General features: G+C 41.7%; 20 protein-coding genes. 10 read left to right on the forward strand and 10 right to left on the reverse strand.

Annotated elements, in window-relative coordinates:
• Window positions 1-1428, forward strand: a 1428-nt coding sequence (locus V7K89_RS15700) for an MATE family efflux transporter (protein WP_335188595.1), incomplete at its 5' end; no start/stop codon positions are given.
• Window positions 1429-1471: 43 nt separating this feature from the next.
• Here the strand turns inward: V7K89_RS15700 and V7K89_RS15705 are convergent.
• The 4 genes from V7K89_RS15705 to V7K89_RS15720 all read right to left on the reverse strand — a co-directional run bounded on the left by V7K89_RS15705 (window position 1472) and on the right by V7K89_RS15720 (window position 5904).
• Entirely contained in the window at window positions 1472-2122 is a 651-nt protein-coding gene (locus tag V7K89_RS15705) for an IS4 family transposase (protein ID WP_335188596.1), read from the reverse strand.
• A gap of 212 nt (window positions 2123-2334) precedes the next feature.
• Complete coding sequence (locus V7K89_RS15710; protein ID WP_335188597.1) at window positions 2335-2541, reverse strand: hypothetical protein; 207 nt, start codon at window positions 2539-2541, stop codon at window positions 2335-2337.
• A gap of 238 nt (window positions 2542-2779) precedes the next feature.
• Window positions 2780-3247 (reverse strand): GNAT family N-acetyltransferase, encoded by a 468-nt coding sequence (locus V7K89_RS15715; RefSeq protein ID WP_335188599.1) that lies wholly within the window; start codon window positions 3245-3247, stop codon window positions 2780-2782.
• Between the two features lie 254 nt (window positions 3248-3501).
• On the reverse strand, window positions 3502-5904 hold the full coding sequence (locus V7K89_RS15720) for a transglycosylase domain-containing protein (RefSeq protein WP_442941677.1): 2403 nt from the start codon (window positions 5902-5904) through the stop codon (window positions 3502-3504).
• A gap of 249 nt (window positions 5905-6153) precedes the next feature.
• Between V7K89_RS15720 and folK the strand changes: the two genes are divergently transcribed.
• From folK to V7K89_RS15735, 3 genes are all read left to right on the forward strand, one after another.
• On the forward strand, window positions 6154-6669 hold the full coding sequence (gene folK / locus V7K89_RS15725; protein WP_335188601.1) for a 2-amino-4-hydroxy-6-hydroxymethyldihydropteridine diphosphokinase: 516 nt from the start codon (window positions 6154-6156) through the stop codon (window positions 6667-6669).
• A gap of 69 nt (window positions 6670-6738) precedes the next feature.
• The gene (locus V7K89_RS15730; RefSeq protein WP_335188603.1) at window positions 6739-7287 is read left to right on the forward strand and encodes an NUDIX hydrolase; all 549 of its coding nucleotides are present in this window, start codon (window positions 6739-6741) and stop codon (window positions 7285-7287) included.
• Between the two features lie 52 nt (window positions 7288-7339).
• A complete protein-coding gene (locus V7K89_RS15735; protein ID WP_335188684.1) occupies window positions 7340-7819 on the forward strand; it encodes an ADP-ribosylglycohydrolase family protein in 480 nt (159 codons plus the stop codon).
• 200 nt (window positions 7820-8019) lie between these two features.
• Here the strand turns inward: V7K89_RS15735 and V7K89_RS15740 are convergent, their stop codons facing one another.
• From V7K89_RS15740 to V7K89_RS15750, 3 genes are all read right to left on the reverse strand, one after another.
• Entirely contained in the window at window positions 8020-9747 is a 1728-nt protein-coding gene (locus tag V7K89_RS15740; protein ID WP_335188605.1) for a ShlB/FhaC/HecB family hemolysin secretion/activation protein, read from the reverse strand.
• Between the two features lie 313 nt (window positions 9748-10060).
• Window positions 10061-10423 carry a hypothetical protein gene (locus V7K89_RS15745; protein WP_335188607.1) on the reverse strand — a complete coding sequence of 121 codons (363 nt, stop codon included), beginning with the start codon at window positions 10421-10423 and terminating at the stop codon, window positions 10061-10063.
• A gap of 246 nt (window positions 10424-10669) precedes the next feature.
• Complete coding sequence (locus tag V7K89_RS15750) at window positions 10670-14890, reverse strand: beta strand repeat-containing protein (protein ID WP_335188609.1); 4221 nt, start codon at window positions 14888-14890, stop codon at window positions 10670-10672.
• Between the two features lie 338 nt (window positions 14891-15228).
• Here V7K89_RS15750 and ureE point away from each other — a divergent pair, with 338 nt between their 5' ends.
• From ureE to ureG, 3 genes are all read left to right on the forward strand, one after another.
• A complete protein-coding gene (ureE, locus tag V7K89_RS15755; protein WP_335188612.1) occupies window positions 15229-15675 on the forward strand; it encodes an urease accessory protein UreE in 447 nt (148 codons plus the stop codon).
• Window positions 15650-16342, forward strand: coding sequence for an urease accessory protein UreF (locus V7K89_RS15760; RefSeq protein WP_335188614.1), 693 nt, complete (start codon window positions 15650-15652; stop codon window positions 16340-16342). Before ureE ends, V7K89_RS15760 begins: the two co-directional genes overlap by 26 nt.
• A 133-nt stretch (window positions 16343-16475) precedes the next feature.
• Window positions 16476-17072, forward strand: coding sequence for an urease accessory protein UreG (gene ureG / locus V7K89_RS15765; RefSeq protein WP_335188686.1), 597 nt, complete (start codon window positions 16476-16478; stop codon window positions 17070-17072).
• A gap of 41 nt (window positions 17073-17113) precedes the next feature.
• Here ureG and V7K89_RS15770 read toward each other — a convergent pair whose 3' ends face one another.
• Window positions 17114-18997 carry an ABC transporter ATP-binding protein gene (locus V7K89_RS15770; protein WP_335188616.1) on the reverse strand — a complete coding sequence of 628 codons (1884 nt, stop codon included), beginning with the start codon at window positions 18995-18997 and terminating at the stop codon, window positions 17114-17116.
• A 498-nt stretch (window positions 18998-19495) separates the two neighbouring features.
• On the opposite strand from V7K89_RS15770, the gene V7K89_RS15775 reads away from it, so the two are divergent.
• Complete coding sequence (locus V7K89_RS15775) at window positions 19496-21244, forward strand: GH3 auxin-responsive promoter family protein (RefSeq protein WP_335188618.1); 1749 nt, start codon at window positions 19496-19498, stop codon at window positions 21242-21244.
• Window positions 21245-21471: 227 nt separating this feature from the next.
• On the opposite strand, the gene V7K89_RS15780 is transcribed toward V7K89_RS15775, so the two are convergent.
• Both V7K89_RS15780 and V7K89_RS15785 read right to left on the reverse strand, forming a co-directional pair.
• Window positions 21472-22041, reverse strand: a complete 570-nt coding sequence (locus V7K89_RS15780) for a single-stranded DNA-binding protein (RefSeq protein WP_335188620.1) — start codon at window positions 22039-22041, stop codon at window positions 21472-21474.
• 296 nt (window positions 22042-22337) lie between these two features.
• Entirely contained in the window at window positions 22338-23594 is a 1257-nt protein-coding gene (locus tag V7K89_RS15785) for an FAD-dependent oxidoreductase (protein WP_335188622.1), read from the reverse strand.
• A 212-nt stretch (window positions 23595-23806) separates the two neighbouring features.
• Here V7K89_RS15785 and V7K89_RS15790 point away from each other — a divergent pair, with 212 nt between their 5' ends.
• Both V7K89_RS15790 and V7K89_RS15795 read left to right on the forward strand, forming a co-directional pair.
• Window positions 23807-25120 carry an ABC transporter ATP-binding protein gene (locus tag V7K89_RS15790; protein ID WP_335188624.1) on the forward strand — a complete coding sequence of 438 codons (1314 nt, stop codon included), beginning with the start codon at window positions 23807-23809 and terminating at the stop codon, window positions 25118-25120.
• A gap of 71 nt (window positions 25121-25191) precedes the next feature.
• Entirely contained in the window at window positions 25192-25515 is a 324-nt protein-coding gene (locus V7K89_RS15795; RefSeq protein ID WP_335188626.1) for a hypothetical protein, read from the forward strand.
• Window positions 25516-25540 lie beyond the last annotated feature (25 nt).

The raw sequence follows: 25540 nt of genomic DNA on the forward strand, positions 1-25540 counted from the left end.
GATCACAGGAGTAAGGTTTCATTCTACAGGCACTTAGACGTTGATATACTCCATCATCCCATACTGTATTGCACTCAAGCAGGAACTGCTATAGAAGTCCAAGCCTGCCTGCAGTTGGCAGTTCCTCTGGTAATTACTCAAATATTAGAAGCGGGCATTCCTTTATTGGATGGCGTAATGATGGGCTTGCTTAACAGCCAAGCTTTAGCTGCGGGTGCTTTAGGTGCTGTTACCTTTTCTACCCTAGCTTCAGTTTGTCGTTCTGTTCTTTCAGCTGCGGGTGTGAGTGTTGCCAATGCTTTTGGTGCAGGAAAAATAGATCAAGTTAGCCGTGCTACTGGTCAAGGAATTTGGTTAGCTGTGACGATGTGCTTACCTGTGATGTTTATCATTTGGCACTTTGACTATATCCTACTGCTAACTGGTCAAGAAGAAAGCAATGTATTATTAGCTCAAACATATTTGCGGTCTATTGTTTGGGGTTTTCCGGCTGCACTTGGTTTTTGTATCTTAAAAGAAGTTAGCTCTGCCCTAAATCGCCCCCAATTCTTAACAGTAATTACGGTAGCTGGACTATTATTAAATGCGGTTGCTAATTACGTGCTAATGTTCGGTAAATTTGGTTTACCAGCCCTTGGTTTAGCCGGTATCAGTTGGGGAAGTGCACTCATTTTTTGGCTGAATTTTATCGCTGCTGCCAGTTGGATTTGCTTTGATAACTACTTTCAAGACTATCAGCTTGATTGTGCTTTGCATCAGTTCGATAAAGATATATTTTTAGATATCTTCCAAACTGGGTGGTTTTTGGGGTTGCAGTATGGAGCAGAAATTGGAGTATTCACTGTTACTGCTTTACTGATGGGGTGGTTTGGAACAGAGACATTAGCAGCACATGAAATTACCGTCGAGACAGAAAGTTTTGTTGAAACAGTGTCTATAGGTATTTCCTATGCCGTCACGATGAGAGTAGGACAGTTGAGGGGACAAGATGATCTTAAGGGTGCAAGCAGAGCGGGATTAATATGCATTGCGCTTGTTACTCCCTTTGTAAGCATTGTGGCACTAATTTTTTGGCTGTTTCCCAACTATATTGTGGCAATGTATTTAGACACCAGTAATCTAGATAATATCGAGATAGTTAAAACGGCAACTTCTTTCCTCGCTGCGGGGGCAATAGTTCAAATATTTTATTCTATTCAGACTATTGCTGCTGGTGCTTTAATCGGGTTGAAAGACACCAAAATGCCAGTGTTCATTACTATGTTCGCTTACTGGGGAGTAGGTCTAGGTGGTGGCTATCTAATAGCATTCACTTTCGGCTGGGGTGCTATAGGTTTATGGTTAGGTTTAGTACTAGGGTTACTTATGGGTGCAGTGATTTTAACTGGGCGTTTTTATCTTTTGACTTCTGAGATTGAGTCTGGTTGACTAAAGAGGTAGAGGGACAAGGGGAAAGACTTATTGCAAATTCTCAAAATAGCCAAGTAGCCCAGACTTGTAATTTAATTCCATTAACAGAGCCAGTCCATAAATAAGACAATCCTAATAAGCGTTTAACAGAGTAAAAAGCTTCTTCAATTCTCCATCTTCGTCCATATAAGTCAGCGACGGCGTAGGGAGGTAATATATGTGGGTCTAGGACAGAAGTAATGTAAGAATAGCTAGTTTTACCAATTTTGATTTCGATTAAACGTAAAGTGAGAACTGGTGCGTCACGACGAACAGTTCCTAATTGAATTAATCGGTCTTTAACTAAGTGGTCATAACTAAAAATTTTTAAATACTTAATAGCCGCTTTAGCTTTTAAACGAGTAATAAAATGAACTTCTTGGTCAATAAGTTGTTGAAAAAAATGAAAATGATAAAAACCTCTATCAAGTAAAATCAGAGTTTTAGCAGATAGTAAATTCAGTAATGGAACTTCAAAATTAGTTTCTGAGGCGGCTGGGTTAGTATGGAACCAAACTTCAATGGGTAAACGAGTAACCAAATCAATAACTGTACAGATTTTTCCGGCTAACTGACCTGCTTTCAGGTCTTCCAAGCTTTTGAGCTTGCGGAATAAAGCCTCTAATGTAGAGCCATCAGCTATCCAAATCTGGTCATAAATGCTTAAGGGCAAACTTAATACTATCTGGAAGCGGTCGTCTGAGCCTTTGCTACCAATTGAGTTGCAATTGAGGTATTAAATCTTTAAATACACGCTCAAATAACTCAGATGGAAATACTAAAAATCTTTCTGAAAGTGATTTCTAAGCAATTTTTGTGGCACGACACCATAATAAATCTTCCCTTGCTAATAATCGAGTCAATTCTTGTACACCAAGGAACTTGTCACCACAGCAGTGTTAATACTACCGCAACCATGAGGGACAAATTGAGAACTCTATCTCGCAATCCTAACTGCTTATAATATTTTTGTTGAGCAAAAATGGCAGAAGTTAATAAAGCTTCTAATTGTTGAGAAATAGCTTCATTATTTATGCTAGGAGTGTTGTGCCGTTGTGCATGGTTAGAATTTCGTTTTGTAGTTTTGGGCATGGTAGTCAACGCCGCTTTTATTACCTGGTTTGATTATTGAATTTATCTAAGATTCAAAATTAGTTTTTCCAAAATTATTCTGTTGTTACAATAGTTTTTTGTTTTACATTTAATCTGCCAAAACTTTAACAATAATGATAATCAAAAATTTTGAGTACTTTAGCTCATTAACAAAACACACTTTTATTTAACCCTTCACGAGTGGCTTATGTTGGTCTTCTTTTTTTGTTTTTAATTTTTACTTTTTTAATTTGAGTTCCATAAATATTTCGGCTATTTCATTGTCATTATATTTATTAATTTCTTGAAATCCATATTTTTCAAAAATCTTCCTAGCTACAATAGATTTTCTCATTGTATCCAATCTTAATATATGTAATTCGTTTTTGTTGGCATTCAATAATAAATGTTCCATTAATAATGTACCTATTCCTTTACTCTGATATGAAGGTAAAACAAAGTACCTTTTAATCTCTCCTATTTTATCTATTTTGTTTAATATCTTTAATCCAATACTTCCAATTACTGCGGCATTTTCCCTCATAATCCAGAAATTTCCCCCTTGACTTTGGTATGTATTTTCAATATTCCTTATATCTGACTGTAAGCCAGTTGGATCAAATTTATATCCTCTGTACGAATACATTATTTCCAAAAAATCTTCCAAACTAGCCTGGAATTCGGAACTGTATGAGATTAATTCCATTTGTTCAAAGGGAGTTCTCAGTTTACGTTTAATCGAAATCAAAGTTGGTAAAACTAGCTATTCTTATATCACTTATCATTTCTGTAAGCTAGATTTATCTCCTTTTCCTGCACCCTCTTGACAAATGTGCAATTCTCTTAACCTCTCACGGATGGGTGTAGGTTTGTACACAGCGATCAGAAAATAAAGCATAAATGAGTATCTGAAATAGTGGTCGTGCATAGTATCAGCAATGCCCACTTCTGATTACTTCATTACTGTTGAGAAGGTCTAAGTCTATCCCGCCAAGATGGTTGTGACGATGAAGAACCTGAAGAACCGGAACTGTTTGCGGGAGGCAACTCTCGCCGAGTTCTTCTAGGTGGGGGAGAATCAGATTCTACTCTTCTAGCTCGTCGCCGTGGAGTAGATGATTCTGAGGTAGATGATCTTGAGGAGGAGTTACTAGAACTTGATTCGCTGCGATCGCGCCTTCTCCGTCTTGGGGTATAATCGCTTGCTTGCTGTTCTTCTTGAGAATAGCTCCTGCTTCTTCTACGTCTTCTAGATGAACGACTTTCCTCAGAATTAGAATTTCTAGCTCTTTCCCCTTCTGAGTCATCATCATCATCAGAGGCAATAGAACGATTCAGCACTTGTTTGGGCTTGATGGATTGGGCTTTGATAGTGCCTTTGCGACCTTCTAACTTAGGTCGTTTGGGAAACTTTTCTATGGGCATCCCCTCTACCGCTTTTTCCATAAATTCGTGCCAAGTGTAAGCGGCACTACTACTACTGCCATCAGTAGGGTGGTTGTCATCGTTACCTAACCAAACCCCTGTCACCATCTGAGGAATGTAGCCAATAAACCATAAATCGCGGGCTTCGTCGGAGGTGCCGGTTTTGCCTGCAACTGGTCTATTATCTAATTGGGCAGCACCACCAGTTCCCGCTTCGACGACGTTGCGTAGCATCCAAGTCATGATGGCGGCACTGTCAGCGTCGAGGGCCCGTTTTGACTTGAAATTAGCTGACCAGATGACTTTGCCTTGGCGGTTGAGAATGCGAGTAATACCATGAGGTTCTGCGTGCAATCCTTGAGTAGCAAAACTGCCATAAGCGCTAGTCAACTCTAGCAGATTGACTTCATTTGAACCGAGTGCTAAGGAGTAGGTGGGTTTGAGTTCAGATGTTATCCCCATATCATGGGCAAGTTTAATTGTTGGGGTAAATCCTACATCAATCAACACCTTGACCGCAATAATATTAACAGAGCGAGTGAGGGCATCTCGGATGTTCATTGAACCCCGGAAGTTTTCACTATAGTTTTTCGGTTCATAGCCGTCTACGACAAAAGGCGCATCTTCGTAGCTATCGTAAGGGCTTTTGCCGGTAGCGATCGCAGTGGCATAGACAAACCCTTTAAATGTCGATCCTGGCTGCCGTTGTGCCTGGGTAACTCGATTAAACTGATTTTTACCAAAGTCTTTTCCCCCAACCATTGCCTTAATTTCACCACTGCGGGGGTCAATGGCCACCATTGCAGCTTGCTTAAAGTTTTCCCAGCGTCCTTGGTTTCGCAACGTTTTCGCAACTGCCTCTTCTGCCACCTTTTGCCAACTTGGGTTGAGCGTGGTTTCTACTACTAGACCCCCACTTTTGAGCACATTAGCAGAAACATACTTGGGTAATTCTTTTTGGATGTAGCTGGTAAAATAGGGTGATTCTACTTGGACTCGCTTGGGTGAACTGCTTTTGAGGGCTAATGGCTCCTGAACTGCTGCCTGTCTTTGCTCTGGTGTAATTACTCCATCTTCCTGCATCCGTAGTAATACCAAGTCCCGCCGCCGTTTTGCTGCTTCGGGATTTTTGTCTGGGGCGTATAAGCTTGGAGCAGGAGCTAATCCAGCAATCGTTGCCATTTGGGCCAGGGAGAGTTGATCTGGCGACTTACTAAAGTATACCCAGGCTGCATCTGCTACACCATAAGCTCCACCTCCCAAATAAACCAGATTTAGGTAACGCTCTAAAATCTGATCTTTGGTTAATTCTTGCTCCATTTTTTGAGCTAAGCGGACTTCTTTGAGTTTGCGCCAGATTGTCTGTTCTTGTTTCAAAAACAGAATCCGCGTTAGCTGTTGGGTGATGGTGCTACCACCTTCTACCACGTTTTGCGATCGCAAATTATTCAAACCCGCTCTGACAATCCCTTGCGGATCGACTCCGTTGTGTTGCCTAAATCTTCTATCTTCTGAGGCGATGAAAGCTTTTTTTAAAGTATCTGGTATTTGTTCTAGCTTTAGCTGTTCTCTGGTCGCTTCACCTTGTTGTTGTAATATGGTGCCATCAGCAGCTTTAATGGTCAGTGTTTGCTCTCGAAACACTGCATTCAACTCGGACTTATCTGGCAAAGTCCGATCTATTAAACTGATCCCGTAGATCGAAGCAACTATCCCACCACCAATACCTAGACCTGCCCAAAACCATAAGCGACGATAGAGTGGTTTTTTGCCAGTTGCCCGATTGGTCTTCATCCTAGATGATAAAATTTTCATTTTGCTCAGTAACTGCCTCTTTTTCGCCAGATGTGCTGGTGGTAAGCTCTCATTCGTTCCTCCTTGTCCAGAGTCACTCAAATTACTTGGTTTTCGCTTGAACCAGGAGATAAGCTTCCCCACGTCAGTTCCTCGCTCAAAGTGGTAACTGTATAACCACCATCAATCAACTTTGGGGTTATCTAATTACCATTGTGTTTAGTATAATATCCTATAAATAATTAACTAAATTCACTGTCAAACAATGTTTTTTAAATTTGATTAATTTAGTTTTGTAAAAAAGCTTTAATTTTGATAAATACTGGGAATATAAAAGCTATTGACAAGTATCCGCAAAGACAGCCCGAAAACGGCTTATTTCAGGAAAGTATAATGTCTACACCGAGTTACGACGAAGCAGAGCTAAGACGAAGCGCCGTTGCTCTTGGTAGTAATATCGGCGATTCCCAGACAATTTTATCAGCAGCTATAGAGACTTTAGCCCAAACGCCAGGTATTGTTTTAGAAGCCAGATCCCATTGGTATCAAACCAAAGCTGTTGGGCCACCACAGCCAGATTACCTCAATGGCTGCGTCACATTGCAGGTAGAAATACTTCCCCAGCAGTTATTAGAAATTTTGTTAGGAATTGAACAACAATTTGGGCGCGTGCGTCAGGAACGCTGGGGACCACGAACCCTAGATTTAGATTTGTTATTATATGATGACATTATTTTGGATACACCAAATCTCCAGATTCCCCATCCACGAATGCGGGATCGGGCCTTTGTGTTAGTCCCACTGGCAGAAATTGCCCCAGATTGGATAGAACCAGTTTCCGGGTGTGTTATTAAAGAGCTGCTGAAAAAGGTAGACTGTTCTGATGTACATTTATGGATAGACTATTAAAATTACCATCCTTAAAAGTAGAAGAACACTGATTTTGCCTCTGTATTCACGAGATAATCAGATTTTATTATGCCATTAGGTAGAGAATTACCACAACTGCTGAGACAACGCCTGTTTCATAAAGGACGCAAATTTGATTTTGAAGTTAATCGCTTGCGTTTGCCGAATAACTCGGAAGGAGAATGGGAATGTATTCGTCACCCTGGCGGTGCCCTAGCTGTACCAGTGACAGCAGAAGGTAAACTTATACTGGTGCGCCAGTACCGTTTTGCGATTCAGGGACGGATATTAGAATTTCCGGCAGGGACAGTGGAAGGAAGTGAAGATCCTTTAGAAACAATACAGCGTGAAATTGCCGAAGAAACTGGCTACAGTGCCCAAAAATGGGATAAGTTAGGCGAATTTTTCCTAGCTCCTGGCTATTCTGATGAAATTATCTATGCTTTTCTGGCACGAGATTTAGAAAAGCTGGAGACACCACTACTACAAGATGAAGACGAGGACATCGAAACTGTGTTTATGACTCCTGAAGAATTAGAAAAAGCTATTCTGGAGGGAGAGGCGGTAGATGCTAAATCAGTTTCTAGCTTTTTTCTAGCGCGTCCGTTTTTAGGTTAACACCCGTTATGCTGCTAGAGTTAGCGATGCCTACGGCAGGCTAAGCCTTGGCATCTATCCGACACCAGAAAAAGTCATTAAGGCGGTAACAATTCAAGCGGCAATTACTCACAATACACCCAATGGGATCGATGCTGCCGTTGCTGCTGCCTTAATGTCACATTATTTTATCTATCGACTGGGAGCAAAACGCAAATTAGGAGAGTTTCTGGAAGGTTATGTATCTGGAGAGTGGAATAAACCGTGCCAAGGTAAAGTAAAATCCAAAGGCTGGATGAGTGTCAGGGCAGCGATTACTGCCGTGATGCGAAATGACAGTATGAGTGAACTTTTACAAGATTGTATCGCTTTTACTGGGGATGTGGATACAGTAGCTACGATTGCCCTCGCTGCTGGTTCTTGTAGCGAGGAAATTACTCAAGATATTCCTCATTATCTTGTCATAGGCTTAGAGAATGGAGCTTACGGTAGAGATTATCTCATCGAACTGGATAAGCAGTTAATGAGTTTGGTGGGCAAAAATATCGGCTAAATCTTATACATCACAGAACGAGAACCACTATATATAGATAGAGCGATAAATCGCTCACTACAAACTAGGATTTTATTTTATGTTGAATTATGCCTACTGGTCTGTCAAACCCATTTTGACGTTTGCACAGACGCGATAAATCGCTGTCTCTACAGAAAATTTATTTGTCAATTATTTCTTGACAGACTACTACCTACTTATTAAAAAGGCTGATAGCGCACTGAAAAATTAAACCCATTCTCTTGCAGTGAACTACCGCGATCGCTTGTGCCAACTAATGGTATACCATAGTCTGCACGCAATATCAAACCGTTAAAAGGTTGCCAGTTCAAGCCCAACCCCAAGCTAGCAATGGTTTGCAGGTCGGCATTAATACCGCGATTATTCCAAGCTGTACCGATGTCAAAAAATGGGATTAGCTGTAATGTTTCCACATTTGAGGACAGGGGAATCCGAACTTCCATACCTCCAACTACCCCATTGTCAGCAACAATTTGATTTTGATCGTAACCGCGCACTGTATCAACTCCCCCAATGCTAATTTTTTCCAACGACAGTAAGGAATCAGGAGTAAGTTGAGTGTTGACTTTAGCTAGCATCAAGATGCGGGGAGATAGCCGTTGTACCCATTGAAATTGTCCCACCCAAGAGAAAAAACGCCCATCGGTACCACTATTGTTAACGGTTGCGTCAATTGCATCAATCCCAAAACTAAATTGCGATCGCGCTGCTAGAACACTGTTAGCATTACGTTGTAACCAATCTTGAGAAAAGCGGATTACCGTAACTCTTGATTCCCCATCTTCGGGCCCTTCGGTAAAGGAGAAGGGAATATCATTGAGGATGTAGGTTTGACTGCGCCGTAAATCGAATGCTAACGAGAGAGCAAATTCTCTGTTTGGCGTATGGATTAGCGGTTGACGGACGTTAAAAGAAAGGGTTTCGGCTTCGCTGCGGATATTTAAGTCACGAAATTCACTTTCAATAATGCGGCTAGCGCTGTTGCTGTAGCGGACACCAATGGTTCCATCTAAGGCGTTAAAGGGAATAGAATAATTGATATCGTAAATGTCTAAACCTTCGCTACTACCATATTCAGCACTAAATTTATCCCCAAATCCTAATAAATTATCATGAGCAAGAAAAATACTCCCTTGTTCTGAGCCGACGCTAGTTGATTGGTTATTTGCAAAGGTAACTCCAAGGTGGAAGGGTGGTGATTCGGTAATTGTCACCTGTAAAATATTATTTCCGGGAGTGCTACCTGCGGTTAACTCAGCATTAACTCGTTGAATCACTGGGTCAAGTTGTAATAATTGTAGCGCTTGTTCGAGGCTTTTTTGATTTAAAGGCTTACCTGCAAGCCGTTCAATCCGGGAACGCACATACCCAGGCTGCAATCTTTGTAACCCTAAAATGGAAATTCCTTCGAGTTCGCCTTCCACAATTTGGATTTGCACGATACCGCTAGCGACATTTTGATTGTTGGAAATAAATGCACCACTGGTGATATAGCCATTATCAACATAGAGTTTAGTAATTTGCGATCGCAGTTGCAATAACTGCTCAAATGTAATTTTTTTATTTTCTAAAGGTTGTTTTAACTTGATGATTTCATTTTTTAAAACAGAATAGCCTATGACTTGAATTTCTTTGACAAAGAACTCTTCACCACTAGGAAAAGCTGTATCAGGTAGATTTTCCTGTGGGGGTGATGGGAGTATGGGGACAGTTGGTGTCGGTGGTGTGGGTGGAAGAGTTGGGGTAGGTGATGGTTGGGGTAGAGTTTCTTCAACTTTCCCTGGTGTATCGGGAGGAATTGTGACTCCCGATGGGGGTGTCGATTGTGCAAATACTGCAAGTGGAGTGATGCTAATGCAAGTAAGTAATATGAAAAAAAGCTCTTGAAACCGAAAGTATGAACCCATTGTTTATATATGATATGTAAAATTTGTAAAAGATAGTTTCTAAATTTTTGCAAGTCACTACCGGGTATCTGAGAAGATAAAATACCCAAATATCCGACTTCTGTTTAATCATTAATAAAGCAGACATGATGTTATATCATGCCCAGATTAATAATTAATCAAGCAGACATGATGTTAGTAGATTCTCTAAAATTGCGTTTCCAGGCTGAAATCTGGAACAGGATATTATTATTTAATTAAAATACCATAATAGTTTTCTTGATGATTGCATAAAAGTGCAAATCATCAAGAAACAATTTGGAAATCTCTAAGATTATTGATGGTCGCCTCCATGACCATAAAAAGTTATTACATAAGTACTGCAAAGATTGGCCTGACGCATGACATCATAAGTACCATCGCTATAAATAGCTTTGACATCATAGGTACAATGATTACTATTATTGTCAAAGGTAACGGCGTCAGATGAACCGTTAACAATATCTGAATTGAGAATATTACTACCCCAATATTTAGATTTAGTTGAGGATACATACAATTGAGTGATTTCTAACTCATTATTGTTGTAAACTAAAAAATCGCGCTCGTCTGCAAGAGCATTTTGGCTGGTTAATGGCACTATTGGTAATGCCAAAGCTGTTGCTAAAAGTGTGTTGCGAAATAGTTTGGAAAGCATAAAAACCTCTCAATCTGAATGAATAAAAATTACAAGATTTTTATCAGCAACGGTTAATCAATGATAGTTTTGGTTGTTTTTCGATTGATTAACCGTTTCTTTAATACTCAGATTAAGAGATATGACTAAGTAATGCATTCACTATTTCTGCATATAAATTTGCATGAATTGTATGGTGCGATCGCATGATGGTGCGTCCCATTTTGCAGAAAACTGTGTACGCAATTCTTCCGATATGTGCAATATTTATTTTGAACAACTTCGACTTAAGATTAATTGCCCATTGGGCAATCGATACAATCCTTGTGGTTCAACTATTGGGTCGCCTTTTTTCCAAGGACGTGATGTTGGTTCAACACTACGTACATCACCAGTTATATAGGCGGAAATTAATACATCCCCTGGACTATTGCGTAAAGCACCAGAACCTGTAATTGTAAAAGAGTTTTCCTGTCGCTTGGTGCCGCGTGAAATACAGCTATTGGCAATGAGTGCGTTGGTATCGATGACGTTTGGTGATAATCCGGTGAAGCTATTTTGAATAGAACTGTTATCGGGTGTATTGATATTTGTTACACCCAAAACGCCTAATTCCGAACTGGCGGTAATATCACTTTTTTCGGTTAGTTTTGGACGCGATTCGATACCGAAAATACCTTGGGAGTTGATTTGGATATTTCCACCACTTCCTGTAAAGGCGTTGGCTGTGATGTCGCTATTTTCACCAGGGACGGCAACGATAAATCTTGAGTTGAGATTGATGTTACCGCCATCGCCACCTAGTTTTTCTGTACCTGCGCTGGTGGAAATTTGAGCACCATGACGGAGTAAGAGTAAGTCGCTGTTGACGTTGATATTACCACCGTTACCGGATGCAGATTCAGCGTTGAGTTTACCTTGGTTATCTAAGGTAATTTTGGGTGAGTTGATTTCGATGTCGCCTGTAATTCCTGAACCTGTGGAACTGACAAATAAGCCACTGTTAGCACCGATATTTCCTACTGTGCTAGGAACTTTAGTAATACGGTTATTGTAATTAGAGTCAATACCGTTAACAATTACTTTGTCTGTAGCATTGACTACAATTTTACCTGCACGTCCATTGCTTGAGGTAGTGGTGGTGAGTTGTCCGCCATTGATTGCTTCAAAGACATTTGCATTTACCGTAATATCGCCACCCTTTTGATTATTTCTAGTGCGTGCATCCACTAAAGCGCCGTCTGATACGCGAAAGATATTGGTGTTTACGTTAATATCGCCACCTTTGCCTTGAAAATTAGAATAAGTAGATGTGAATAAAGCACTAAATAATCCTGTCTCTTGACTAGTTCCAGAAACAGTTACTGTGTCTTTTGCATTGATGCGAATATTCCCCGCATTTCCCTGTCCCAAAGTTGAGGCAACAAGTAGAGCGCCATCACTTAGAGAGAAGTCACCAGAATCGATAAAAATGTTACCCCCATTCCCAACTGTTCCTATGTCCACATTGCTGCCAATCTGACTCTCAAAACTGTTTTTCTCCCCAACAATATCGACAGCACCTGTTACTTTAACATTGACATTGCCAGCATCCCCCTGCCCTGCTGGTTGGGTAGCAGATGCTTCACGAGTAGCAGTTAGCAGTTGAGCGCCATCAGTGAGTGACAGTGTTGTAGCATTGATGTCGATATTGCCTCCTTTACCTACGCCTCCTGCTTCTACGGTGCTGAAAATGTTAGCATTTGCAAGGGAAATAGCATCTTTTGCACGTACCGTTACATTCCCTGCATTCCCCACTCCAGAAGTTGAGGCTTCAAGTTGAGCGCCATCACTTAGAGAGAATGAACCAGAATCGATAAAAATGTTACCCCCATTGCCAACTGTTCCTATGTCCACATTGCTGCGAATCCCACTCTTGAAATCGTTTTTCTCCCCAGCAATATCAACAGCACCTGTTACTTTAACATTGACATTGCCTGCATCCCCCCGTCCTGCTGGTTGGTTCCCAAATGCATCACGAGTAGCAGTTAGCAGTTGACCGCCATCAGTGAGTGACAGTGTTGTAGCATTGATGTCGATATTGCCTCCTTTACCTACACCTCCTGCTTCTACTGCACTGAGGATGTCACTATTTGCAAGGGAAATAGCATTTTTTGCACCTACTGTCACATTCCCTGCATTCCCCACTCCAGAAGTTGAGGCAATAAGTCGAGCGCCATCACTTAGAGAGAATGAACCAGAATCGATAAAAATGTTACCCCCATTGCCAACTGTTCCTATGTCCACATTGCTGCGAATCCCACTCTTGAAATCGTTTTTCTCCCCAGCAATATCAACAGCACCTGTTACTTTAACATTGACATTGCCTGCATCCCCCCGTCCTGCTGGTTGGTTCCCAAATGCATCACGAGTAGCGGTTAGCAGTTGAGCGCCATCAGTGAGTGACAGTGTTGCTGCATTAATGTAGATATTGCCTCCTTTACCTACGCCTCCTGCTGACACGGTGCTGAAAATGTTAGCATTTGCAAGGGAAATAGCATCTTTTGCACGTACCGTTACATTCCCTGCATTCCCCTGTCCAAAAGTTGAAGCATTAAGTAGAGCGCCATCACTTAGAGAGAAGTCACCAGAATCGATAAAAATGTTACCCCCATTCCCAACTGTTCCTGTGTCCACCAAGCTGAAAATCACACTGGGAAAACCGTTTTTCTCCCCAGCAATATCAACAGCACCTATTACCAAAACATTGACATTGCCTGCATCCCCCCGTCCTGCTGGTTGGGTAGCAGATGCTTCACGAGTAGCAGTTAGCAGTTGAGCGCCATCAGTGAGTGACAGTGTTGTAGCATTGATGTCGATATTGCCTCCTTTACCTACGCCTCCTGCTGACACGGTGCTGAAAATGTAAGCATTACCTGCAAGGGAAATAGCATCTTTTGCACGCACCGTTACATTCCCTGCATTCCCCACTCCAGAAGTTGAAGCACTAAGTTGAGCGCCATCACTTAGAGAGAAGTCACCAGAATCAATAAAAATGTTACCCCCATTCCCAACTGTTCCTGTGTCCACCAAGCTGAAAATTCCACTGGGAAAACCGTTTTTCTTCCCAGCAATATCAACAGCACCTGTTACTTTAACATTGACATTGCCTGCATCCCCCCGTCCTGCTGGTTGGGTAGCAGATGCACCACGAGTAATAGTTAGCAGTTGAGCGTCATCAGTGAGTGACAGTGTTGCTGCATTGATGTCGATATTGCCTCCTTTACCTACACCTCCTGCTTCTACTGCACTGAAGATGCCAGCATTATCTGCAAGGTCAACAGCATTTTTGGCACGCACTGTCACATTCCCTGCATTTCCTTGTCCATAAGTTGAGGCAATAAGTTGAGCGCCATCACTTAGAGAGAATGAACCAGAATCTATGAAAATATTACCGCCATTGCCTTTTGAATCTTCACGCACAAGATTGTTAATCCCACTCCCGGAGTCAGCAACTTTGATGTCCCCCGTAGCATTAAGCGTAATATCCCCCGCAGTCGCCTCTGGTTGACCCAAACCTTCAGCGATACCAGCAGAAAGCTGACTCCCTCTCAAAATATTTATGTTGCGCGCATTAACCGCAATATCACCGCCACCAGCAGCTTCTACATACACACGCGCTTCATTGGTAAGTGATACCGAAGCACGAGTCACATTAAGAGGAAATTTCAAGCTGAGATTATCGCCATTAAAAAGAAGATTGACATTTCCAGGTGCTGCTAACCCCCCTAATTCAACTCTCCCACCATATGCATTTAACTCGCCACCATCCATGCTGACATTACCGCCTACTAGCAGCAAACTTTTACCATCAGCTACTCGTAAACCATATACATTAAACCCTGCTGGGTCTGTTCCGGCTCGTGCAATTGAGTTATTTTGAATTGCTGCACCTTGATTAAGCTGATTAAACCACAACGCCGAGGGTTGAATCGTCAACAATGCTGGTGCTTTGGGATTGGTGGCACTGAAAATACCTTGATTGCCAAACTGCACTCCATTGGCTGTTGTCCCGACAAAACTCCCTTGCACATCTAACCGCGCATTCTGTCCAAATAAAATTCCATTGGGATTAATCAAAAACAAATTTGCTGCACCAGTAACTCCCAATGTCCCGAAAATATTCGATGCATTTCCACCTGTTACCCGCGTCAATATATTTTCTATTCCACTGGGATTGGCAAAATATACTTGTTGCCCATCCTGGATATTAAACTCGCTAAAACTATGAAAAAGATTGCTGCCGCGTCTTGCACCACCGTCAATTTTGTCGCCTAGTGCGCCATTAATGGTTAGATTTTGATTCAGTTGAGAAGCTTCTGCACCCAAGGTGTTATCAGGTGTAATTTGTGCCTGGGCTGGCGAAGCTTGGCTGAATGCAGTGGATATTAGGCATAAACAAAGAATACTTTTAATACTGGCTTTTTGAGGATGATGTGCTTGATTCATAAATAATTTACCTTGGATAAATTAAAATAAAATCCCCGATCAAGTAAACGACTAGACAATGCATTCACTTTTTATGCAAATATCGTTGCATGATTTTGTCTGGTGCGATCGCATGATAGTGCATAGCATTTTGCAGAAAACTGTGTATGCGATTTTTCCGATATGTGCAATATTTATTTTGAATAACTTCGACTCAAAATTAATTGCCCATTGGGCAATCGATACAATCCTTGTGGTTCAATTATTGGGTCGCCTTTTTTATCTTTCCTTCGGACAAGGGAGCTATGGTGTTTAAATTAGAACCATAATGAAAAGCAAAAGTTCAGGCTAAACTCTGTATGCTGACATTCACCCAACTTAAACCATTTAATAACGATGCTGCTGTTACTTTTACTTTGGCGCTGACAGCAGAAGAACGTACCCGCAGTCGTCATCGCTTTGAAACTGAAGATGGTAAAGTTGTGTTTTTACATTTACCCAGAGGGACTGTCTTACACGATGGCGATATTCTGCAAGAAGAAACCCACAGCAATTTAATCAGAATTACTGCCAAACCAGAACTAGTGCTGACTGCCTTTGCCCAAACACCACTTTTATTATTACGGGCTGCATACCATCTGGGAAATCGCCACGTACCTGTAGAAATTACTCCGACTTATTTACGCTTGTCCTCAGATTCGGTTTTACACCAGATGTTGGAACAATTGGGGTTAGAAGTTAAAGAGGAAATTTTACCCTTTCAGCCAGAATTGGGAGCTTATGGACAACACAATCATGCTCACTGATAGCCATCTTTTGAGTATTTTGCAGCTAGCTAGCCCCGCTTTGCCTGTGGGAGCATACAGCTATTCTGAAGGTTTGGAAATGCTGGTGGAAAATGGTACGATCGCTAACCACACATATCTCAAAGATTGGTTAAAAGCAGAGTTACTTTATGGGGCAATTAGGTTAGAAGCGGCGGTGATGGTACGATCGCAGCAAGCTGTAAAAACAGGTGATGTTGAGTCCCTATGCCGTTGGAATCTGTGGTTATCAGCTGCTAGGGAAACAGAAGAGTTACGCGCCTCTAGTTGGCAGATGGGGCGATCGCTGATCCAATTACTTGGTAAACTAGAACCGCAGATTATACCTATTGCTAATGTTGTCGGGAATCCTTGCAATTATGCGATCGCTTTTGGCATTGCCGTTGCCCATTGGCAAATCAGCATCCAAGCCGCATTACTCGCATATCTGCATAGTTGGGCAAGTAATTTGATTACTGCTGGCGTGAAACTTATCCCTCTTGGACAAACAGCAGGACAGCAGTTATTACTAGATTTGCAACCATTACTCAGTGCTGCGACATTGGAAATTCTCGCTTTGGAGGACGATCAACTCGCCTGTTGTAGTTGGGGTTTGTCGCTAGCGAGTATGCAGCATGAAACGCAGTATACAAGGTTATTTAGGAGTTAGTCATTGGTCACGCCCCTTTGGGGAAGTCAAAAATCAAAAGTCAAAAGTCAAAAACTAAGAACTAATTACCATGTACCAAGAAAAAGTGATAACTGACAAATGACAAAGGACAAAGGACAAATCACAAATGACAATGAATGCATTTCGAGTAGGGGTTGCTGGGCCAGTGGGTTCGGGGAAGACGGCTTTGGTGGATGCTTTATGTAAAAAATTGCGCGAGCAGTATCAGATTGCGGTAGTGACGAATGATATTTATACTCAGGAGGATGCTCAGTTTTTAGTGCGTTCTCAGGCGTTGGCAAGCGATCGCATTTTGGGTGTAGAAACTGGTGGTTGTCCCCATACTGCCATCCGCGAAGATGCTTCGATGAATTTGGCGGCAATTGAACAGTTAGAGGAACGTTTTGTTGATTTGGATTTGGTATTTTTGGAAAGTGGCGGTGATAATTTAGCTGCTACCTTTAGTCCAGAATTGGTAGATTTAACGATTTACGTCATCGATGTTGCGGCTGGCGATAAAATTCCTCGCAAAGGCGGCCCCGGTATTACTAAATCTGATTTGTTGGTGATTAACAAAACTGACCTAGCACCTTATGTTGGTGCAGATTTAAGTGTGATGGAACAAGATACTAAAAAAATGCGCGGCGATAAACCTTTTATTTTTACTAATTTAAAAACTCAGTCTGGACTTGCAGATGTAATTAACTTTGTTTGCATAAATATCTGTTAAAAAAGAATTCGAGCAAAGCGAGTGACTCCTGAATTCTATTTCTATAATGCTTTCTGATGACGACTTCGCATCCGTTCAGCACTACCAGTGGGAATCGCAGCAATTAATTTTTGCGTGTATTCCTCTTTAGGTTGTTGGTAAATGCTTTCGGCTGTGCCTTCTTCAACAATTTGACCACGATTCATGACTAAAATGCGATCGCTCATAAATTTCACCACACTTAAATCGTGAGAAATAAAAATATAGGTAAGCTGAAAGTCTGACTGTAATTCTTTGAGAAGATTTAATACCTGCGCCTGTACTGAAACATCTAAAGCTGAAACTGATTCATCGCAGATGATAAACTTAGGATTTAACGCCAATGAACGGGCTATGCAAATCCGTTGGCGTTGACCGCCAGAAAACTGATGAGGATAGCGGTTAATTGCATCTGCACTCAACCCCACCCGTTCTAAGAGTTCGATTACCCGTTGGCGTCGTTGTTGTTTTGTCTTACCCACAGCGTGAATTAACAACGGTTCCATCACCGCGTCCCCAACCTTCATTCGGGGATCGAGGGAACTAAAAGGATTTTGGAAGACTATTTGCATTTCCCGCCGCAGTTTTTGCAACCGTTCTCCTTTGAGACTAGTAATATCTTGTTTCTCAAAGAAAATCTGACCACTCATCGGTTCAATTAAGCGCAGCAAGGTTCTACCAAGGGTAGTTTTGCCGCAACCGGATTCTCCTACCAAACCTACTGTTTCTCCTGGTTTGACATCAAAAGAAACGCCATTAACTGCCATAGTGTAGCGTTTTGTCCCACCAAACACCCCGCGCACTGGAAAACCAACTTTCAGGTTGCGGATTTGCAACAGGGGTTCCTTCTCATTGAAGTTTGCCAATCTTGCAGCAATCTCTTCAGTAGTCACTTCTATAGGTTGTGCGGGTTCTTTTGGCTGAATTATTACTTGTCCCGTTGGCGTCTCTTCTGCACTCATATAGTCAGAAACGGTAAGTAATTTTTGGGGACGACGGTTGAGTGTGGGGCGACAAGCTATCAAGCCTTTAGTATATGGATGCTGGGGATTGCTGAAAATTTGCTCAGAAGTACCAGATTCAAGAACTTTGCCTTTATACATTACCGCTACTTGGTCAGCAATTTCTGAAATTAGTCCCAAGTCGTGGGTGATGAAAATCATTGCCATATCACGGCTTTGCTGCAATTCCCGCATTAACTCCAAAATAGTCGCTTGTACCGTCACATCTAAAGCTGTGGTTGGTTCATCAGCAATTAAGATTAATGGGTTGCAAGAAATTGCCATTGCAATCATCACTCGTTGCAACTGACCCCCAGAAAGTTCATGAGGGTAGCGTTCCAGCATGGCTTCTTTGTGTTCTTTAACCAATTGTGCTAACTTTGATGGTTCTGGTTTCGATGAATTGCTGTTGGTTTGATGCCAATCGATAAACTGCTGCTGAATCTCCTCATCGCTAGGTAGAAGTTTAACCTCTTGCAGACCTGCGATCGCAATTTGTCGTGCTTGGGCAGCTGAGACATTTTGATGCCGCATAATTGCTTCTGTTAGCTGAAACCCGATGTTATAAACCGGATTAAGCGAACTCATCGGTTCTTGAAAAATCATCGCGATGTCGCCACCCCGGTGTAACTGCATTTGCTCAGGAGGCAATGTTACTAAATCGATGGGGTTAGCATTCTCTTGCGGACGAAACCAGATTTCACCGCCAGTCACTATACCGGGAGTTTGCAACAAACTCATCACAGCTAGGGCTGTCACTGATTTACCACTCCCCGATTCTCCTACTATTCCTAGAGTTTCACCTCGATGCAGCCCAAAGGAAATACCATCCAAAGCTCTGACGTGATTGCCATCACCGGGAAATTCAACTTGGAGATTGCGAACCTCTAGGACAGTTTCTCTCATAGGAGTTGGGTATGAATCTTAACTGAAAATTATTTGGATTTTAACAAGAGTTTTGATGTATGTGTCGATAAATTTGATTTTTACACTCCTTAGCGGTTTTTCACTGCTTAGACCTCAACCACAATTTTTAATGTTTTGAGAACTAGTTGCCTCATCCATCAAGATAATTTTCGGCTGATTGAGTTGTACTAGCTTTCCTCACAGCTATTTGTGCTGCCAAATCTGCTATTGTAATTTGAAACAATTCTGTTGTCTCGCGATTGCTACCGCTAAAAAGGATTTTGGATTATCAGGTGCTGTACCAAACAATGCCTCAAGAGCGTCCACATTGAACAGATAGCGGTGATGTCTGTTAACTTCCCGCTTTGAGCGATTGTCTACAGGCTACTTATCCTTGACTTCGGTGGCAAACAATGATTAAAGCTCAGATTTAATTCTTTTGAGGCGATACAAGACTTCCATATTGAGACAAGGTATTTTCTATAACCATTGCTGCGTATGAACTCAAAGATTCGAGAACAAGCACAAGAAATATTCAATAAAATTCCGGATATTTTTCTCCTTTATTTGTTGCAAGTAGCAGCGAAAATAAGCCTGAAAAGTTTGCAAAAAGACACTGTTAATGCTGTCTCTGTCCAACAAAAGCTTCTAAGAAATATTCTCAAACTTCAAAAGGATACAAAATACGGTAAGGAGTATAACTTTGCGGCTATAGATTCGGTTGCAGAATTTCAAAGGATACATCCTCTGACCACTTATGAAAATTACCGCGAAGTTATCGAAGATATTGCTAAGGATGGAAATTTCTCTCAATTAGTAGCAGAGCCAATTATTCTTTTTCAAGAAACATCAGGAACAACGGGTAAATCTAAACTTATACCTAGAACAAAACGCTTACTATCAACTTTACAAAAATCTTTTCAGGCTGTAAACGCGATCGCACGCTCTTACTATCTCAATGGTAAAGCATACACAAAAAACAGTCGTGGTTTGGCTTTGGCTAGTGCACTACCACTTAAATCTACACCTAGCGGTATTCCTAGAGGTTCAGGAACTAGCGGAGGAATTAGACAATCTAAGTCATTTCAAAAAATAGTCAGTCTCAATTTTTCTAGCCCCACTAGCATATTCTTGATTCCCGATTATAGGAGCGCTTATTATTGCCATATGCTTTTTGCTCTCTTGGAGCCAAAGCTTACTTATATTACGACAAATTTTGCCTCCAATGTTTTGGATGCTCTACAAATATTAGAACGAGAGTGGCCACAAATGGTAAATGATATTTACCACGGTCAAATTAATTCCAACTTGGAACTGGATACAGCTACAAGAAATGAGCTACAAAATAGGCTCAAACCCAATCCAGAAAAAAGTAACACACTCCGAACTGAATTTGAAAAAGGGTTTGAGGGTATTATACCTAGAATATGGCCGCAGTTATCTAACATCCAATGTATCATAACTGGATCGCTGCAACTTTATAAAGAAAGTTTGAAATTTTATGCAGGTGAAATACCAATTTACTCACATGGTTATGGTGCTTCTGAAGCTTGGATCGGGTGTAATCTAGAGCCACAAAAAGATTCTCCAGCTTACGTAATTACTCCTCATTCGGCGTTTTTTGAGTTTATACCTATTTCCCAAATTGATACAGAAAAACCCACTACAGTTGACTTGACTTCTCTAGAGGTAGGTGAAAGTTACGAAGTAGTTGTGACGACAGTAGCTGGACTTTACAGGTACAGGATGGGAGATATCGTTAAATGTGCGGGCTACTATAACCAAAGCCCCAAGATTGAATTTTTGTATCGCCAAGGTTCGCTGCTAAATATTAGCGGAGTTAAAATTTCTGAAAACGAAATTTTTGCTGCTATCACTGAAGCTTGCAAAATTTGGGGAGACGACTGCAAAATAATAGACTATACCACAAGCATTGATGTTTCATCATTTCCATTGAGTTACATTATTTACCTAGAGGTTTCAAAAATATTTGAAACTTTTCCTGATTTAACATCATTTCAAGATAAATTTGAACAGATTATTTATGATTTAAATGTGCTTTATCTGAATACGAGGAAAGCAAATGTTCTTTGCGCACCTGAAATTAAACTTGTTGAAAGAGACAGTTTCAAAATGCTTAAAAACCAAATGATTTCTCAAGGTACTTCAGAGGCACAGTTCAAAATGCCACGGTTGCTAAAAAATGTAGAGCAGGTCAACTTTATAGAAAGCAAATCTCTTAATTAATAATCAATAACAATGCGTTGGTAGGGTGGGTAATGCCCACAACAACCCAGATATGTATGGAGAATTAGTGAGCAAGAGTAGGTAAATGTCTCATAACAAGATGCAAAGCGTCAACGCAAACAAAAAAATAGCACATCCTAAAGGATGGCTACTTGTAGAAATTGTCTAATCGCAATTTTTTTTGCTAATTATACTTAGCAAATTGGATACACGCTTAACTAGCAAATTTAGAAGGGAATATCATCTGGATCTGGTTCTTCCTCTTTCACTGCTGGATAAGTGGTTCGCTCATAAGTGGGTTGGGGTACGGGTTCGTAAGTTTTCGTTTGGGGAGCAACGCCAACAGGATTTGTCGCTGGGGTAGGTGCTGGACGTGGTGACTCGTAAGTGGGAACGTCTTTTTGTGGAGGACGAGATGCTGATGGTTGTCGGGGAGCAGTTTCAGTAAATGATGGAGTTACGGTTGCTGAGGGTAATGGATCGGTATTAAAACTACCTCCAACAGATTGAATTTGTTGTACTGTCAATTCAGCGCGTTTTTCTTTAAAACCTTCTTGACGATCGACAGTATTCATACTTAAACGTCCTACCAAGATGACGCGATCGCCTTGGTGGTAGTTTTGCTGAATTTCTGTTGCTAAATTCCCCCAGCCAACAACTTTCAGAGTGGCTGGCGGATCTTCTGGTTTCTGGGAATTGGGAAACTGCACCAGCATTTCAGTGACTCCCAGATTATCGGCTGTATAGCGGAGTTGCGGTTCGTTAATAATTTCTGCCATCAAAACGCAGCTGTTCATTAAAATTACTCCTGACTGCAAAAAGTACTGATTCCAAAGAGGGGGTTTTTCTATGTAGTGCCAATTAATATCTAGATAGGTTTAATCTTTTGCATTTTTTAATAATGTTTAAACAAATTTTCTACATCCACTCTGAGTTTTTAGTCCTTTCTAACATAAAAGCCAAGCGATCGCTTTGAACAGCATTGAGTATACTGTTCGCCACCTTCGCTTGACTAAATTGAGCATTCAATTCTGCATAGAGTAGTATGATTGTACCACTTAATTAATTAAATAGAAAAAATTTTTGCCAAAAATTAAGCCTTAACGTGAACTGGAAAAACACCCAAGGCGATCAACCTGGCTGGAAGGTCGCGCAAGATGGGTAAGCGCAAAAATGCAGGTGGTACAAAAGTGCGATTTGAGGTGAGAACCGGGGTCAATACCCGCTTTTGGATAAAAGTTTGAAACGCCTGAATGATACGTGTAGGCAACTCACGTTGACGTTGTACTTTCGCTAGATCGCTAAGTTGTACTTGTTGGTTTTTGAGCGGTTTGCTGAGTACATTCGCCGCAACTACAGCATCTTGAACCGCGTAGTTAATGCCAACTCCACCAACGGGGGACATTATATGAGCTGCATCACCGATGAGTAACAAACCTTCACGATACCAACGTTTGACACGGCTGGACTCGACTGAGAGAAAAGCTATTTGTGACCAATCATGTAAATTTTGAATGCGTTGCTGGAATTCTGGCACTACTTCGACAACAGATTTTTTTAATTCCTCCAAACCCGTAGCCCTTAGTTGTTGATAGCCTCCTTTAGGAATAATATAGGCAACTTGCCACTCATCACCACGGTCAAGCATGGCGACTAGCTTACCTTGACCAAAGCGCCCCATTCCCCCCTCTGGGTCTTCTGGCTGACGCGGTAGGCGAAACCAGAGGACATCCATTGGTGGCGAGGTTTCGATGGATTCAAACTCAGCCAGGTGGCGTAAACGTGAGTGGCGACCGTCTGCACCCACTGTCAGTATTGCCCGAATTTCATGCCAACCACCGCCTCCTCGATAGCGGACACCTTGAATCACGTCATTTTCAGTAATCAATTCCTGCACATTCGCACCCATTACCAGATGGAAACTAGGATATTTTTGTGCTTCTTGGGTGATGAACTCCAGGAATTTTACCTGGGGAAGCATTGTAATGTAGGGATAATGGGTTTTCAGATGGCTAAAATCTGCAAATGTGACATTATCTTGAGGAGTTTGAATACTAATTTGGCGCATTTTAGTATGGGGAAGTCCTAGCAAGCGATCGCTAAGTCCCAATTCCTCCATAATTTCCATCACCGACGGATGAATTGTATCGCCACGAAAATCACGATCAAAGTCTTTGTGTGCTTCCAGCAGCGTCACCGAAATGCCTTGACGCGCTAATAACAGAGCCAATACTGCTCCTGCTGGCCCCCCACCCACAATGCAACAATCTGTGGTTTGTACGTCTACAATGTCATGGATAGGGTTAACACTTGGGTCTTGGGAAAGATTTTTAGGTACATCGGTAGTCATCACAACACCTCCTGACAGCCCTAAAATTTAGAATAGTTTGCTTTTTATCGTAAAAGCTATTTTTTTAACTTTTCGTATTTACCCTAAACGTGTATTATTATGAGCGCTAAACAGTCATTAGTCATTAGTCATATTGTCCAATGCCCCATGCCCCATGCCCAATGCCCAATGCCCCATGCCCCATGCCCAATGCCCAATGACAATAATTAGTTGTGTCCCAAGTTATTTTAGAAAACGTTTATAAAAGTTTTTCCTCGCGTCAAGGGGAAAGTGTTACCTCACAAATCCAATCTCCTCTCACGCTTGGGGAGAAAACTGATGCAGCCCAAGAACGTCCAGGAAGTGTTAACGTCTTGCGGCGGATTAACCTGACGATCGCAGATGGCGAGTTTATGGTGCTGGTAGGCCCTTCTGGTTGTGGTAAAAGCACGCTACTGCGGTTAATCGCTGGTTTGGAAGTGATGACTGGAGGCAATATTTGGGTGGGCGATCGCTTGATCAATGACCTACCACCCAAGGAACGCGACATCGCAATGGTGTTTCAAAATTACGCTCTCTATCCTCACATGACGGTGTATGACAACATTGCTTTTGGGTTACGCCGCACGGGAAGCAGGGAAGCAGAGGAGCAGAGGAGCAGAGGAGAAAATACTCCTTATTTTCGGACGTGGGCGGAAAATCTTTTTGTGGGGGCGACAAGAAAGTTACCTAAAGGATTGCGATACATTTCTGATAAGGAACGGGCGGTGAATGAACAGGTGCGTAGTGTTGCTCAATTGTTGCAAATCGAAACATTGTTGAATCGCCTACCCAAACAGCTATCTGGGGGACAAAGACAACGGGTTGCATTGGGACGAGCGATCGCTCGCAATCCCCAAGTATTTTTAATGGATGAGCCGCTTTCTAACTTAGATGCCAAACTGCGGGCGGAAACCCGCGCTCAAATTGTGAAATTGCAGCGCCAATTGGGGACAACGACAATTTACGTTACCCACGATCAAACAGAAGCGATGACAATGGGCGATCGCATTGCAATTATGTCTGAGGGTAAAATTCAGCAAGTTGCTTCTCCTCTAGAACTTTACAACCGTCCTGCCAACCTTTTTGTCGCAGAGTTCATTGGTTCACCACCGATGAATTTCCTTACTGTAGAATTTCATGCCCCGCAGTTGATTACTCATTCCCAGTTTCGGCTTACACTTCCAGAGGTTTGGGGAAAAGCTTTACAAAAATATGATGGGAAAACTTTAATTTTAGGCATTCGCCCAGAACACTTAAATTTGAGTCTGCCTGCTACCAAAAATCTACCTGTGCAAGTAGATTTGGTAGAGAATCTCGGCAACGATTCCTTTCTTGCTGTTAAGATTACCGAACCGGGATCTCAACCTGCGACTACAGCCAATTACCTACAAGTGCGAATACCACCAGACCGATTTGTACAAGTTGGTGAGCAACTTTGGTTATCTCTAACTCTAGAGAAAATTCACTTTTTTGACCCGGAAACTGAGTTGGCGATATTTCCTTAAGAAACCAATTGCCTAGTTGATATTTTCAGAAGTAGCAAAGTGGCGTAGGCGTAGCCCGTCGTAGACATCGCTTGACTTACCATGAATTCTTTGAACGTAGACGCACATTGGCTTCCCATATTTCCTTAAAACAGAATAAAGTCGATCCTACCTGTGTACTTGATCGCGGTGCAACAAGGTTTAAAGTACCTCAAAACGACTTTGGAGTACCTCAAAACGACTTTGGAGTACTTCAACACGACTTTGGAGTACCTCAAAACGACTTTGGAGTACTTCAACACGACTTTGGAGTACCTCAACACGACTTTGGAGTACCTCAACACGACTTTGGAGTACCTCAAAACGACTTTGGAGTACTTCAACACGACTTTGGAGTACTTCAACACGACTTCTAGGTATAATTTAAACTATTAGCCATAT

Origin of the sequence: Nostoc sp., from assembly GCF_036917515.1 — a bacterium.
In the GTDB taxonomy this organism is placed as follows: Bacteria; Cyanobacteriota; Cyanobacteriia; order Cyanobacteriales; family Nostocaceae; genus Nostoc.